Genomic DNA, 14,620 nt, shown 5'->3' with positions numbered 1-14,620 from the left:
TAAAGAACATCGAAACATAATAAACCTAAGCAAATGTCATTCATTGGCATAATTATATACACAGGGGTCCTCGTTTAGATAGCTTTGTCTGCTATCTCATAGAATAATTGTCGCTGAGCCATTTCATTTTGGAAGCAAAACCTCGACAATAGCCTAATCGCTGTAAAATACTTTTTATCATCATCCCATTCATATAAGGAGACGCTATGGCCATCGCCGCATCCCGCTCTGCCCCTATCGGTTTAGTCATAGGCTGTATTATTTTTGGTTTAGGTAGCCTGATCGTCGCTCATGTCGATATCGGTGGTTGGGCGATGTCGTTTTGGCGCTTGGCCATCTCTGGTATCGTTTTTGCCGTATTGGCCAAAATCATGGGGCAACGCTTGCCGCGCTCAGGACGCGCAATTTTTTATGCGTTGTTATCAGGGGCGTTTTTGGGATTGGATTTGGCGCTTTGGCATGAGAGTATTTATGCGGTCGGTCCTGGTATCTCTACCCTGCTCAATAGCTTACAGATTTTTTTCTTGGCAGCGATTGGGTTTTTGTATTTCAATGAGCGTCAATCTATCGTACAGCTGATTAGTTTGTTTTTGGCGATGCTCGGTGTGGCGATGATTGGTAGCCCTGAGTTTGCCCATAACAGTGCAGCGACGTGGGGGTTTGTCACTGGTATCGTCTCGGGCGCTATGCTAGCGGCATCGATGACCTTTATCCGTAAGACGCACGATACTGAACCAACGCCGATATTTATGCTCATGCAGCTGATCAGTATCGGCGGGGTGCTGGCGATGGTTGTGCCAATGTGGGTGTTTGATCAAGGGAGTATCTTGCCCAATACTTGGGCGGAGATTGGCTGGATATTGGTCTATGGTACGGTGATGCAGTGCTTGGCATGGGGACTTATTGCTTACTCTATTCCCAAGCTGTCACTGGCCTTGACGGGGTTACTATTGCTCTCTGAGCCCATCGCCGCTTTGGTGATTGATTATAGCTGGCTGGACAAACCCATCAATACTTTGCAGTGGGCTGGTGCGCTACTCACTATGTTTGCTATTTATTTGGGTTCACTTAAACCAAAGCCTCGCGCCCTACGCCGTTATCGTTTTTTTTCACGGTTTTATAAACGTGACTATAAATAATCCCTGTCTGCTACTTATCACCCTCTATCGCTCCCCTAAACGCACTACAAAAAAACGCCCATACTATAATAGTATGGGCGTCTTTGTGACCAGTATATGACTTATTTGGTCGCTGCGCGAGCACCAGCGGTTTTGTCAAAGCCTTTATTAAACAACGCATTTAACACGATAGCAGCCAAAGTTGCCGTGCCGATGCCGCCCAAATCAAACCCGCCTAAGTGCAAGCTAAAGTTACCTGTCCCCATGATAACGGTAACAGCCGCGATAATCAGATTGCTGTTTTTGCTAAAATCGATGTGATTGTCGATCCAAATCTTTGCCCCTGCAATCGCAATCAGGCCAAACACCACAATAGAAGCACCGCCTAGTAAGGCCGCTGGTATCGTCTGAATAATGGCACCAAACTTTGGCGATAAGCCCAGCAAAATAGCCACCAACCCTGCCACGACAAATATCGTCGTGCTATAGACCTTGGTTACGGCCATGACACCGATGTTTTCGGCATAGGTAGTGACACCAGTGCCACCAAACCCTGCCGAGAACGTCGTGGCCAGCCCATCTGCAAAAAACGCGCGGCCCATATAAGGCGTCACGCGCGCTTTTGTCATACCCTCAACTGCCTTAAAGTGTCCTAAATTTTCGGCGACTAGGATAAATGCCACCGGCGCGATAAGAATAATGGCGCTCATCTCAAAGCTTGGGGTATGAATCGTTGGTAACCCAAACCACGATGCGGCGGCGACACCACTAAAATCAATCGCCGTGCCGAAGCCCAAAACATTGGTCATCACAAAATAGGCCACATAAGACAAGATCAAGCCCACCAGCAACAGCAAACGGCGCAGCATACCACGGGTAAAGACAGCCACCCCACTGATGAGTAATACCGTCAGCGTCGCCATCCAAGCATCAAACTGATTGGCCGACACCCCTTGGATGGTCACTGGCGCTAGGTTTAGACCGATAATCATCACAATAGCCCCTGTGACAATGGGCGGCATCAAGCGTTCAATCCAGCCAGTGCCCGTCTTCATCACCAGTAGCCCTATCAGCGCATAGACGATACCACACGCCATGATACCGCCTAAAGCGACACTCAAATTATCATTGAACCCTGCCCCTGCATAAGCGGTCACTGCAATGACAGGTCCGATGAACGCAAAGCTTGAGCCCAGATAACTTGGCATACGCCCGCCTGTGATCATAAAAAACATCACAGTACAGATGCCCGACATCAAGATAGCCAGATTGGGGTCAAACCCCATCAAAAGCGGTGCCAACACCGTCGCCCCAAACATGGCAAAGGTATGCTGCACTCCTAACAAGACGCTTTTTGAAGGCGGTAGATATTCATTGATACCGACAGGATCACGGTCTAAGTCGCCTTTATAAGGTCGCCATGTCGGAAACCAGCGGCCATTGTCAAAATCTGAATGAAACGGCTGACCCATGGCTGCTGGGTCGATACCCGCCGCCTCTAAGGCGTTTTGTGCAGGGTTATCTTGAGCGCTTTTTTGGGAAGATGAAGGATGTTCTGTTGGCGATGACATGCGCGCGTCCTATGTGAGCTGGAGTGGTGAGGAAAAACAAGGGCGTGTCTCAATTTTAGTCAATAGCTACTTACTTAGCCTAAAAATAAAAACACTTTAATAGAATGATACTATGCAGCAATATTGTGATTTATAACATCATGATTTATAACACAAATCGACTCTTTTGCTTTTTTGCTTTTGAGACTTATTCTTTTATATTTCTTGCTAGCAAACCAAAAGTATTATTTGTTATGATGGCTGTGTTTTACTGGATGTGGCAGGGTCGATATGTTGCCGATATGTTCAATAGTTAATTCGAAATAAAACAGATACATTATATGCCAACGTGGAACTGATATAAATTTTACGGGCGTGCTGCGCCTGCGCTACTCGATGCTACATAAAATCCATCCCAGTCCTACTGTATCGTTTTTATACCGAACTCACTATACTAAATATCTAAGTTGGCGCTGTCCTGCTGTCCATCTGCCTATCAATTACTGACTTACAGGATGTTACACAACCGTTGGCTGGAAGCATAATAACGGAGTTTCTTATTAAATAAAAGTTATTATTCAGCGGCTATTTTTGTTCTTCGATTTCCATACATCCACCGCCACTGCGCCATATGCACCGTATATAGGTGATTATCGGTAGTGGCTGGCTATTATATATTGACTCAAAGTGCGTAAAGCAGGCTATCTTGTCTGCCCAGTCACTGATGACTTTTTGGTAATTTATTATGATTAGTGTTTTTGATTTATTTAAAATCGGTATCGGGCCATCAAGCTCACATACCGTCGGCCCGATGGTCGCGGCCAATCTTTTTTTGACCTCACTGATAAAGCAGGCTGAATTAACGACCATTCAGCGTATCGAGATTGAGCTTTACGGCTCGTTGGCAGCCACTGGCAAAGGCCATGCCACCGACACGGCCATACTACTTGGCTTACTCGGACATACGCCCAGTACGATTGATACGCGTTTGACCAGTGATTATCTAGCGCCTATTTTTTCAGCCAAACAGCTGGCCCTCTCAGGCATGCATACGATTGACTTTGATACAGAGCGCGATATTCACTGGTATGATGAGACAGTGTTGCCTTATCACCCAAACGCCTTGACCTTGCGCGCGACGCTAGCAGATGATAGCAGCTATCAGCAGACTTATTACTCAGTTGGCGGCGGTTTTGTCATCAATGAAGAAGACGCCACCAACCCAGACGAAGACCATGCCAGCCCTACGATAGCTAGTGTGCCGTATCCCTTCAATAGTGCCGCAGAGCTACTAGAGCAATGTCGTCAGCATGAGCTTAGTATCAGCGAGCTGGTGCTGGCCAACGAGTGCCACTTTCGTGATAAAACAGCGGTCTTTGAATATTTGGATCAGATTTGGGCGGTGATGCAAGACTGCGTCACACAAGGCTGTGACAATGGTGGCATCTTGCCAGGCGGCCTAGATGTCAAACGCCGCGCTAAAGACTTGCACCAACAGCTAGACGCTGAAAAAGACCAGCCGATCGCCAAAACCGACAAGCTCGCTGCCATGGACTGGGTCGATCTGTACGCTCTGGCAGTTAATGAAGAAAACGCCAATGGTGGCAAAGTGGTCACTGCGCCGACCAACGGTGCAGCGGGCATCATCCCAGCGGTGCTACATTATTACCGTGATTTTTTGCCCAACTATAGCCAAGACGGCGTGCGTAAGTTTTTATTAAACGCCACCGCTATCGGCAGCTTAATCAAACAAAACGCCTCCATCTCTGGCGCTGAAGTTGGCTGTCAAGGCGAGGTTGGCTCCGCTTGTGCGATGGCAGGCTCTGCTCTAGCCGAGATTATGGGTGGCTCGCCAGCCAAATGCTTAAATGCGGCCGAAATCGGCATCGAGCACAACTTAGGCTTAACCTGCGATCCTATCGGCGGGCTGGTACAGGTGCCTTGTATCGAGCGCAACGCCATGGGCGCAGTCAAAGCGATCAATGCGGCGCGTCTGGCCTGCCGCGGCAATGGCCAACATTTCGTCTCACTAGATAAGGTGATTGAAACCATGAAAGTGACTGGCGCTGACATGCTCGATAAATATAAAGAAACCTCACGTGGCGGGCTGGCAGTGTATGCTGACAATCGTATACCGACGGCCACTCATGGCGTCAGTGTAAAGTACAGCCAGTGTTAGTCGTCATTTTATGAGGTCAGCATACTAGGGCCTGTCCTCAATTCAACCGATAGCCATCTAAATGGGTTAAAAATGGCTAAATCTGGCCAAACGGTGTCAAATAGCTGACTAATATCTCGATATTATCTGCGCTATTTTCCTTGTTTGACGGCGATTTATCTCATTTTTATCGCCATTTTTAAAATGAGGACACGCCCTAATAAAATAATCATGTTGTGTTAAATATGACAAAAAAATGCCTCTGATCAATCAGAGGCATTTTTTTAGGATAATTATTAAATATCTGTCGTCCGTATAATGGCTATCTACAATAATTGTAGTCAGCTATCAGCGTCATTACTCAGCCGTCTTAGAGACTACTTCATTTAAGATCCAGACCGGTTGTACCACATTCGAGCCTTCAGCAGTTACGGCTTCTTGGCGCACATCGAGCACATAACGATGGTTTGGCTCATAAGTGAAACCTTGGATATTACCATTTAATGTGGTGTAGTTTTTCTGATGGGTTTGACGATACTGCAAGCATTCAGCTTCAACGGTGGTGCCGTCGGTTGCCGTGAGGTCACAGACGGCTTTTCGCGGTGCAATCTCTACCTCAAAACTTGGGATATTGACGACTTTGACATTCATTGGCTGCCCCTCAACCACCATGGTACGTTCGCTATCCATCCCCATGGTAGAGCAACCTGATAGGGCAAATGTGGTCATTAATGCTGCAATGGCTAATTTTTTCATTATTCAATCCTCAGCTATTGGTTATGCGTTTTTATTACTTGTTTTACGTTATTGTTTAGCACATTCTATAACTATCGTCGTATATCTAACATTTATCAGGTCATGATTACTTGATAGTTTGGTTTAACTGTTTGATTTATTGTTGACTAAAATAAGTATAGGGCGCAGCGCTGCTTCTCCTCTATGACTGCTTTGTAAAGTAACGTCAGCTTTTGCAACTGCTGTTAATAAAGCGTATTAAATCACAGGGTAAATTGCTACTCACCGCGTATTTATTTTGAGCAAGCCTCCTTATATTGGCTTAATAAGGCACAAAAAAAGCCAGAGCGACACCCTATGGGTCACTCTGGCTGTTACGCTTGGCATTAAGATATCAATAAATAGCCGCTATCAGTTAGCTACGATAGTCTGCATTGATTTTGACATAATCATAAGACAAGTCGCAGGTATAAACGGTATCACTAGCGTCACCGCGCGCCAGATCGATATGAATGGTAATCTCTGGACGGCTCATCACCGCCTTACCCGCCTCTTCTGTATAATCTGGCGCCACGCCCCCGTTTTGGCAAATCATCACTTCATCAAGATAGACATCGACTTGCTCGGTATCAAGATCTTCAATCCCTGCATAACCCACCGCCGCCAAAATACGACCCCAATTGGCATCGCTGGCAAAAAATGCGGTTTTGACCAATGGAGAGTGCGCGACCGCATAGGCCACATCACAGCATTCTTGTGTGACTTTGCCGCCGGTGACTTTGACCGTCATAAACTTCGTTGCGCCTTCCCCATCTCGTACGATCAACTGCGCCAGACGGACAAACACCTCTGTCAAAGCAGCAAATACCGCTGAGTAATGAGGATGCTCAGGGCTATCGATCACCTCCGAGCTGGCTGCCCCTGTGGCGATCAACACGCAGCAATCGTTGGTCGAGGTATCTCCATCGACTGTGATGCGGTTAAAGGACTGCTCATTGATTTGGCCCAACATCTCTTGTAGCAGGTCGGCTTTGATATTGGCATCGGTCGCCACATAGCCTAGCATGGTCGCCATATTTGGACGTATCATGCCTGAGCCTTTTGAGATACCAGTCACATGATAGCAGCTGTCCGCCACCTCGACTTTTTGGCTTGCAATCTTAGGGATAGTATCCGTAGTACGAATGCCATTTGCCGCGGCCTGCCATTTATCAGCCGCCAAACCAGCAAGCGCCTCATCCAACCCTGCAATGACCGCATCGCTGTTTAGCGGCTCACCAATGACCCCTGTCGAAAACGGCAAGACCGTCTGAGTATCGACGCCAGCTTTAGTGGCCAATGCCGCACATATCTCTTGGGCGCGGCGTTTGCCATCGGCACCCGTCCCAGCATTGGCATTACCAGTGTTGATCACAAGATAGCGTGGACTGTGAGTGGCAAAGTGCTCACGCAATACGCGTACAGGCGCCGCACAAAAGGTGTTTTTGGTAGTGACAACGGCGCAGCTGGCCCTCTCAGCAATCTCAAGCACCACCAAATCATCACGATCCTTATAACGCACGCCTGCCGCGGTCGCACTTAGTTTGACGCCTTCGATAGGATAAATGGTATCAGGTATTGCAACATTTCCAACAGCCATAGGGACTTCCTTATTTTGCTTGTATTGATGGTTTATTCAGACGGTTTGTTTATTTAGGCTATGTTTGATTCAAATTATACTTTGCTAAGAGTAAACGCGCTCCAAATTGGCGCGTGGTCAGAAGGCTTTTCCATACCTCGAAGCTCATAGCTGATACCCGCATCCACGCAGTGATCGACGAGATCCGCGCTACACAAAATATGGTCGATACGTAGACCACGCTTCGGGTCGTCATTAAAGCCGCGACTGCGGTAATCAAACCAGCTATATAGCTCAGTACTCTCTGGATAGTGCAGGCGGTACGTATCCGTCAGCTCACGCGACATCAAATCGGCATACCACTCACGCTCTTCTGGCAAAAACGAAGTCTTTCTATTTTTTAGCCAGCGCTTGGCATTTGCTTCCCCAATGCCGATATCGATATCTTCTGGCGCGATATTCATATCACCCATAATCACCAGTGAGCGACCTTCAGCTTTGAGCGTGTCGATATATGCCATCAAATCGGCATAGTAGGCACGCTTCATAGGGAACTTGGTGGGATGGTCTTGGCTCTCGCCTTGCGGAAAATAGCCATTTAATACATCAATTTCACGGCCTTGCAGCTCATAACGGGCGTGGATAAAGCGCTTTTGGGCATCCACGTCTTCGCCAGGGAATCCTTTTTGGACAAATATCGGCGCAACTTTGGATAGTAGAGCCACACCATAATGCCCTTTTTGGCCAAAGTATTCTACATGATACCCCAAACCCTCGACCGCCGATAAAGGAAATTGATCGTCGTGTACTTTGGTCTCTTGCAATCCCATCACATCAGGGTCGATAACCTCTCGCACTGCCTCTAGCTGATGCTGACGGGCGCGAATACCATTGATATTAAAACTGACAAAACGGGTCATAAATTATCCTATACTAATTGATGAAAATACGCAGCGATACACTGATGTGACGCACTATGATAGCAGACGTAAATGGGTCTGACTGTTGCACGCCCAGATATCTTAAGCTAGAGTAGTTGCTACTGGTCAGCGGCCATGATACCGCATAATAAATAGCTGACACTTTTTTGGCATGCAACTTTTAGCACTCAACCATCGCACAGACATCCTGTATCACTAGACTGAGCACTCATATGACAACAAACACGCAAACAACGACAAAAAAAACCGAGCGCCACACCCCAAAAACAGCCACCAGCGATAGTATCTCGCCACTATTTGCAAAAGACTATAACGTCTATATTAACCATACCGATGCTGGCGGTATAGTCTACCATGCCAATCATCTGGTGTTTTTTGAAAACTGTCGCCGTGATTGGTTTGCCAAACTCGGTCTCAACGGTTATTTTTTACAGACAGATACAGGCGACGTGCAGCACTTTGTCGTCAGTCAAGCAGACCTACAATACAAACGGGCGATATTGTTAGATGAAGTCATCAGCGTACGTATCGATGACGTCGAGATAAAGCCTGCCAGCATTGTGTTTTATCAAAGCATCCATCGGCATCTGACAGATAGCGCAGCTAGCAGCAACGCCGGGCTATTAAGCCGTGGCAAAATTGTCATCGCCTGCGTGCAAAACCAGCTAAGACCGACACCCAATACTGGTGACAATGACCATGCAGCCGATACCGCTGCTGCCAACGCTGCGCCCATGCGTCCCATTCGCGTACCTCAAAAGCTGCGAGCGGCCATTGAGCAAGCCGCCGCACGGCAGACACCAGTTCAGACATCAGCTACTCAAACACCAGCGGCTCAATAGACAGCGCCCAGCGATGAGTGCTGATAACGACGATACTATCTTGGCATTTGAGCATATTGAGGTGCTGACTCATGGTAGTGATGGACAAAAAAAACGACTGATACAACAAGCCAGTGGCGCACTATCAGCAGGACAGGTGACCGTCCTGACGGGCACATCTGGTAGCGGCAAGTCGGTACTATTACGGGCGTTGGCCGGGCTTTTGCCCATCAGCGCGGGCACCGTACGGTTAAAACCCACGCACGAGCCGCCCCACGCCCGCTTTTGGGATATACAAGATATCTCGCCTACCAAGTGGCGCGCTCAAGTCGCTTTACTCGCACAGCATCCTCAGCTGATAGAAGGCAGCGTGCTTGATAATCTGCAGCTGCCTTTCCAGTTGCGGGCGCATCAACATCTACGCTTTGATAGTAATTGGCATACCGCCCAGCTTGCTTATTTAGGCCGAGGGGGCGATTTTTTGCACAAAGATGCCTATCACCTATCAGGCGGCGAGCGCCAGCTGGTCAACACCTTACGCTTACTACAACTAGAGCCGCGTATCTTGTTGCTAGATGAGCCTACCGCCGCGCTAGATGTCGATACGGCCGCGCAGCTGGTTGCACTCCTTGTCGACTGGGTACAAAAAAGCAAACAACGCACGGTACTGTGGGTCACGCATGATACCCAAGACATCTTGCCATTGGCAGACCAGCATTGGCATATGCAAGCAGGTGTACTGACTAAAATCAGGTAAATGTAAATTCAGCGAACGCATCAAAGGGTCCATGTCTGTGTTCTGTGTAAGCACAGCGGGCAGTAAAAATAAATGAGTGAGCCAGCATACTTGGCTGATTAAGTGAGCCGCGATGAACACCAGCGACGATATGCAGATATTTCTCACATATGGCGACATTGCGCTCGCCAGCAGCTTAATCCTCATGGTATTGATGGTCTCTTGGCGTTTGCGTCTACATCTGACCAAGACACTATTGATGGCGGCGCTACGTACAGTCGTGCAGCTGAGCTTTATCGGTCTCATCCTAGCGTGGGTGTTTGCGCGCGAGCAGTGGTATGAAGTTTTATCCATTTTGACCATAATGACACTGATTGCAGGAAGCGCGGCCAAAAACCGAGTCAAACGCCGCTATAATGGCTTGTTTATCGATACGCTGCTTGCCGTTAGTGTCTCCGCAGTGCTGGTGACAGCCATTGCCATCATGGTTATTTTAGATGTGCAGCCATGGTACACACCGCAGTTTGTGATTCCTATCTTGGGTCTGATATTAGGCAACTCACTGACGGCCATCTCATTGACCAGTAACCAGCTGATCAATGCCTTTTATGAGCAGCAAGCGCGTATCGAGATGATGCTCAGCTTATCTGCGACGCCCTTTGAAGCTGTCCATGAGCAGGTACGAACGGCCATCATCAATGGTATGACACCGACGCTCAACTCTATGTTGGTGGTCGGCGTGGTGAGCTTACCTGGCATGATGACAGGACAGATCTTAGCAGGCGCTGACCCTACCCAAGCCATTCGCTATCAAATAGTCACCATGTTTTTGATCTGTGTGAGTAGCACACTGGGCTGCACCATCAGCGCTCTACTTACTTACCGCCGTTTTTTTAATACAAACCAGCAATTCTCGCTTCCCTGATTGCTGGCTTCTACCAGGGCGTGTCCTCAATTCAATCGACAGTCACCCAACTTACTCCATCAAACCTCACTTCTTCTCATTATCCGTTCACTGTAACTGTCAACTATATATAGATAACTTCTCTGGTACAGGCTTAATCTACCTCATACTTTATGGCTGATGGTTAAATGAACTGATCAGTATCATATACCGTTGTTGCCTTGGCCAACATTCATGCTACTGTATTTCTGAATTGTATTATTTTTTTGATGCCGTGGTTTTGATGTCTTAATAATAGCGCATGGTTTTTGCGGTCACTGAAGCAGTTGACGATTACCGTGCAACATGCCCTGTCATTAAAAAACTGAGCAGCCAGTCAATAAATACGGATGTTGACGCACGCAGCGACAAACTACCTCTGTCAGCGCTGGTGTGTTTTATTGACACGGATAAGACTGCTTTGATACACCCTCCTACCCTATTTTGAAATTCAAGGACGCTGACTATGATGCCGAACAAACCTTGGCTTGCCAATTATCCCGATGGTGTACCTAAGACTATCAACCCTGATAGATATAGCAGCATAATGGAGCTGTACGAGGAATGCTTTGACCGCTTTCGTATGCACCCTATGAGTATCTGTATGGGCGTGACTCATACTTATCATGATGTGGATGAAGCCTCGTTGGCCGTCGCCGCATGGCTACAATCTCAGGGACTACCACAAGGCAGTGTGGTGGCACTGATGATGCCAAACGTGCCGCAGTATCTGCCCACGATGATTGGTATCTTGCGGGCAGGCTATGTATGCACCCCAGTCAATCCACTCTATACAGGCCGCGAGCTGCGTCATCAGCTCAACGACTCAGGCGCACAAATTATCTTTGTGGTAGACAACTTTGCCCAAGCGCTCGAACAGGTCATCGGCGAGACCAAAATCAAACGTATTGTCTTATCAAAAATGGGCGATATGATGGGGCTCAAAGGCATCTTGGTCAATACCATCATTCGCCAAGTCAAACGTCTGGTCCCCAAATACAAGCTCAACGACCCAAAGTATCAAGTCACAAAACTCCCTGATGTGCTCAAAAAAGGCAAAAACCTTCCCTTTCAAAAGCCAAAAATGTCACTTGATCAAAAGGCGTTTTTGCAATATACCGGCGGCACGACAGGATTATCAAAGGGCGCCATCTTGTCGCAGCGTAATATCGTGGCGGCGGCGATGCAATCAGAAGCTTGGACCCGCCCTATCACCTCTGAGATCAATGAGGTGTATATCAATATGGTCATGGCGCTACCGCTGTATCATATCTTTGCCTTTATGCTTAGCTTGCTTGGCATGCGCTCAGGCTATACCTTTATCTTGATACCCAACCCGCGCGACATACCAGGGTTTATCAAAACCTTATCAAAACAGCCATTCCATATCTTGCCCGCGGTCAATACATTATTTAAAGGCTTGCTGGATCATCCAAACTTTAAAGACTTGGATTTTAGCTCGCTACGTATCTCGCAGGCAGGTGGTATGGCGGCGACCGAACAAACCGCCACTCGCTGGCTTGAGACCACTGGCTGTGCGATGATCGAAGGTTGGGGGATGACCGAAGGCGTGGCGGTCGGTACGGCCAACGTCATCACAGATCGTAAGTTTAACGGGACAATTGGTGTGCCCGTCCCTAGCGTCGATGCCATCGTGGTTGATGATGAGGGCAAGCGCGTCGGTGTAAACCAAGCAGGCGAGCTGTGCGTCAAGGGCCCTAACGTCACCTCAGGTTATTTAAACAGAGACAGCAGTGATGACTTTACCAGCGATGGTTATTTCCGTACTGGTGATATCGTCAGCATGGACGAAAAAGGCTACTTTAGACTGTTGGACCGTAAAAAAGACATGATTTTGGTCTCTGGTTTTAACGTCTTTCCTAATGAGATTGAGTCTGTCATGCTTGACTGCGACGGTATTGTTGATTGTGCAGTGATAGGTATTCCTGATGAGCGCCAAGGCGAGGCGGTCAAAATCTATGTGGTGCCTGCGGACAATAACGTCACCAAAGAAGTCATCAAAGAATTTGCGCTGGACAACTTAACGGGTTATAAGTGCCCACGTCATATCGAGTTTGTCAGCGAGCTACCAAAGAGCAATGTGGGTAAGGTACTGCGGCAAAAACTGCGCGAAAAACACGACGCAGACCATCCAAGACTGTAAATACGTCATTGATAATAAGAACTTTATCAAAGCTTTATCATAGCGCCTTGCCTTTGCAGGGCGCTTTTATGTCAGCGGCCCTATCTTTAGATCTTTTTATTACTTACTATTGTTGATGCATGAATGATGGCTTATCTGTCTCGTTACTATCTATTTATCCGCTTTGACCTCACAGAATTTTTACTCAATCTTTATTCTGTGTTATCGTCACTATTGACGAATCGCCTTCGCCAGCCACTTATCTCTATGATAAGCGGTCACGCCAGACAACACCCTCACAGCTCATCCCTATTTGATGGCCATTTATCATCCAACGCCGTAAAACCACATCCTTCTAGGGCGTGGATATCAGGCGTCAGTCATTGTCGTACAATATTGTGAATACCTTGATAACCAAACGCATTGAGATCATAATTATTCCATGAAAACGCTCAAACTACGCATCAAAGACAAACATGCCACTCAGCTCAATATCTTGGCTGGGTCGGTTAACTTTGTCTGGAATTACGTCAATGAGCTTAGTTTTAAACATCTTAAGCGTACAGGTCAATTCTTTTCAGCCTATGATTTGGCCGCTTATACCAAAGGCAGTGGCGAGTATTTAAACTTGCACAGCCAAACCCTGCAAGCGATTAGTGAGGTTCACGCTAAATCCCGTAAACAGTTTAAAAAAGCCAAACTCAACTGGCGCACCAACAACCCAAAGGCCAAGAGAAGAAGCTTGGGCTGGATTCCTTTTAAAAAGACAGCCGTAAAACACCTATCAACTCGTCAATCAGGCAAGACAAGCCTTAAATCTACCATTCAGCTAAGCCTTGCTAAGGGTAAAAAGCTGACCATTGATGTGTGGGATAGCTATAATCTCTCCCTCTACCGTATCAATACGTGCGAATTGGTACAAGACAGTCGTGGTCACTGGTACGCCTGTATCACCGTCAAAGATTTTCCAAAGATTAAGTGTGGCACGAGCCAAGTCGGTATTGATTTAGGCTGCAAGGATTCAGCAGTCAGTAGTGATGGCGATGTTCTAACCACTAAGCTAACCCATCAATATGCTGAAAAACTGGCCATTGCCCAAAGAGCTAAAAACAAAAAGCGGGTTAAGGCGATTCACGCCAAGATTAAAAACACCCGTCAAGATCTGATCCATAAATTCACATCAAAGCTTGTTAAGGCCAACAGCCTAATCGTTGTTGGTAAAATCAAATCAACATCATTCACTTCATCCAAACTGGCCAAATCCGTCTATGACGCAGGTTGGTTTGAGATTAAGCGGCAACTGGATTACAAATGCGCGAACGCAGGTTGCCACTATATCGAAGTCAATGAAGCGTACAGCACCCAAACCTGCTCGTGTTGCGGCTCCCGCCAAGACAGTCCGAAAGGTAGAGAAGGTCTTGGTATAAGAGAGTGGTTTTGTCGTTCTTGTAAAACGACCCATAACAGAGATGTTAATGGAGCAAAAAACATTCTCGCGGTCGGGCTTGGCCGTCTTTAGTAGGAATCCCCTCCGTTTAGGGAGGGGAGGAAGTCAACTTATTTCACTTGCAACACATCTTATTTGATTAATCAAATTTATATATGTACTAAGAAGTTCTAGTAGAATAATATCGATTTACGTTGTAGTTATGTTAATGTATTGCCGAAATATGTCACGTATTATTCTGTTGCTTTAATTAGAGAAAACATTCCTTAAAACAACAGAATATCGTCGTTTTACCATATATATGTTTTATTTGACCTCGCATGACGGCGAGGTACACAATCAATCGTTTAACCCATTCAAACCAGCATTTTTGATCGTTAAACACCATTGTACAAAGGCCACCATATGTT

The 14,620-nt window shown here is 47.0% G+C and carries 11 protein-coding genes; 7 read left to right on the top strand and 4 right to left on the bottom strand.

Going from position 1 to position 14,620, the window contains the following annotated elements; translation table 11 throughout:
- The first annotated feature begins 206 nt into the window (after positions 1 to 206).
- A complete protein-coding gene (locus AADH33_RS06190) occupies positions 207 to 1,139 on the top strand; it encodes a DMT family transporter (protein ID WP_075102345.1) in 933 nt (310 codons plus the stop codon).
- A gap of 101 nt (positions 1,140 to 1,240) precedes the next feature.
- Here AADH33_RS06190 and AADH33_RS06185 read toward each other — a convergent pair whose 3' ends face one another.
- Entirely contained in the window at positions 1,241 to 2,590 is a 1,350-nt protein-coding gene (locus tag AADH33_RS06185) for a solute carrier family 23 protein (protein ID WP_348549961.1), read from the bottom strand.
- A gap of 820 nt (positions 2,591 to 3,410) precedes the next feature.
- Between AADH33_RS06185 and AADH33_RS06180 the strand changes: the two genes are divergently transcribed.
- The gene (locus AADH33_RS06180; protein ID WP_348549960.1) at positions 3,411 to 4,847 is read left to right on the top strand and encodes an L-serine ammonia-lyase; all 1,437 of its coding nucleotides are present in this window, start codon (positions 3,411 to 3,413) and stop codon (positions 4,845 to 4,847) included.
- A gap of 336 nt (positions 4,848 to 5,183) precedes the next feature.
- Here AADH33_RS06180 and AADH33_RS06175 read toward each other — a convergent pair whose 3' ends face one another.
- The 3 genes from AADH33_RS06175 to xthA form a co-directional block, all read right to left on the bottom strand.
- Positions 5,184 to 5,582, bottom strand: coding sequence for a DUF4377 domain-containing protein (locus AADH33_RS06175; protein WP_075102342.1), 399 nt, complete (start codon positions 5,580 to 5,582; stop codon positions 5,184 to 5,186).
- A gap of 394 nt (positions 5,583 to 5,976) precedes the next feature.
- Positions 5,977 to 7,200, bottom strand: coding sequence for a bifunctional glutamate N-acetyltransferase/amino-acid acetyltransferase ArgJ (gene argJ / locus AADH33_RS06170; protein ID WP_075102341.1), 1,224 nt, complete (start codon positions 7,198 to 7,200; stop codon positions 5,977 to 5,979).
- 74 nt (positions 7,201 to 7,274) lie between these two features.
- Positions 7,275 to 8,099 carry an exodeoxyribonuclease III gene (xthA, locus tag AADH33_RS06165; protein WP_075102340.1) on the bottom strand — a complete coding sequence of 275 codons (825 nt, stop codon included), beginning with the start codon at positions 8,097 to 8,099 and terminating at the stop codon, positions 7,275 to 7,277.
- Between the two features lie 305 nt (positions 8,100 to 8,404).
- Here xthA and AADH33_RS06160 point away from each other — a divergent pair, with 305 nt between their 5' ends.
- The 5 genes from AADH33_RS06160 to AADH33_RS06140 all read left to right on the top strand — a co-directional run bounded on the left by AADH33_RS06160 (position 8,405) and on the right by AADH33_RS06140 (position 14,282).
- On the top strand, positions 8,405 to 8,962 hold the full coding sequence (locus AADH33_RS06160) for a thioesterase family protein (RefSeq protein WP_305956344.1): 558 nt from the start codon (positions 8,405 to 8,407) through the stop codon (positions 8,960 to 8,962).
- A 13-nt stretch (positions 8,963 to 8,975) separates the two neighbouring features.
- A complete protein-coding gene (locus tag AADH33_RS06155; protein WP_075102338.1) occupies positions 8,976 to 9,698 on the top strand; it encodes an ABC transporter ATP-binding protein in 723 nt (240 codons plus the stop codon).
- 112 nt (positions 9,699 to 9,810) lie between these two features.
- A complete protein-coding gene (gene fetB, locus AADH33_RS06150; protein WP_083608624.1) occupies positions 9,811 to 10,602 on the top strand; it encodes an ABC transporter permease in 792 nt (263 codons plus the stop codon).
- A gap of 484 nt (positions 10,603 to 11,086) precedes the next feature.
- Positions 11,087 to 12,784: an AMP-binding protein gene (locus AADH33_RS06145; protein ID WP_348549898.1), complete on the top strand. Its 1,698-nt coding sequence runs from the start codon at positions 11,087 to 11,089 to the stop codon at positions 12,782 to 12,784.
- Positions 12,785 to 13,205: 421 nt separating this feature from the next.
- The gene (locus AADH33_RS06140; protein WP_348549897.1) at positions 13,206 to 14,282 is read left to right on the top strand and encodes an RNA-guided endonuclease InsQ/TnpB family protein; all 1,077 of its coding nucleotides are present in this window, start codon (positions 13,206 to 13,208) and stop codon (positions 14,280 to 14,282) included.
- Positions 14,283 to 14,620 lie beyond the last annotated feature (338 nt).

Source organism: Psychrobacter sp. KFRI-CH2-11, assembly GCF_038239325.1.
Lineage (GTDB): Bacteria > Pseudomonadota > Gammaproteobacteria > Pseudomonadales > Moraxellaceae > Psychrobacter > Psychrobacter celer.
Note: the sequence above shows the minus strand (reverse complement) of the source record. Positions and strands in the feature narration are given on the sequence as shown.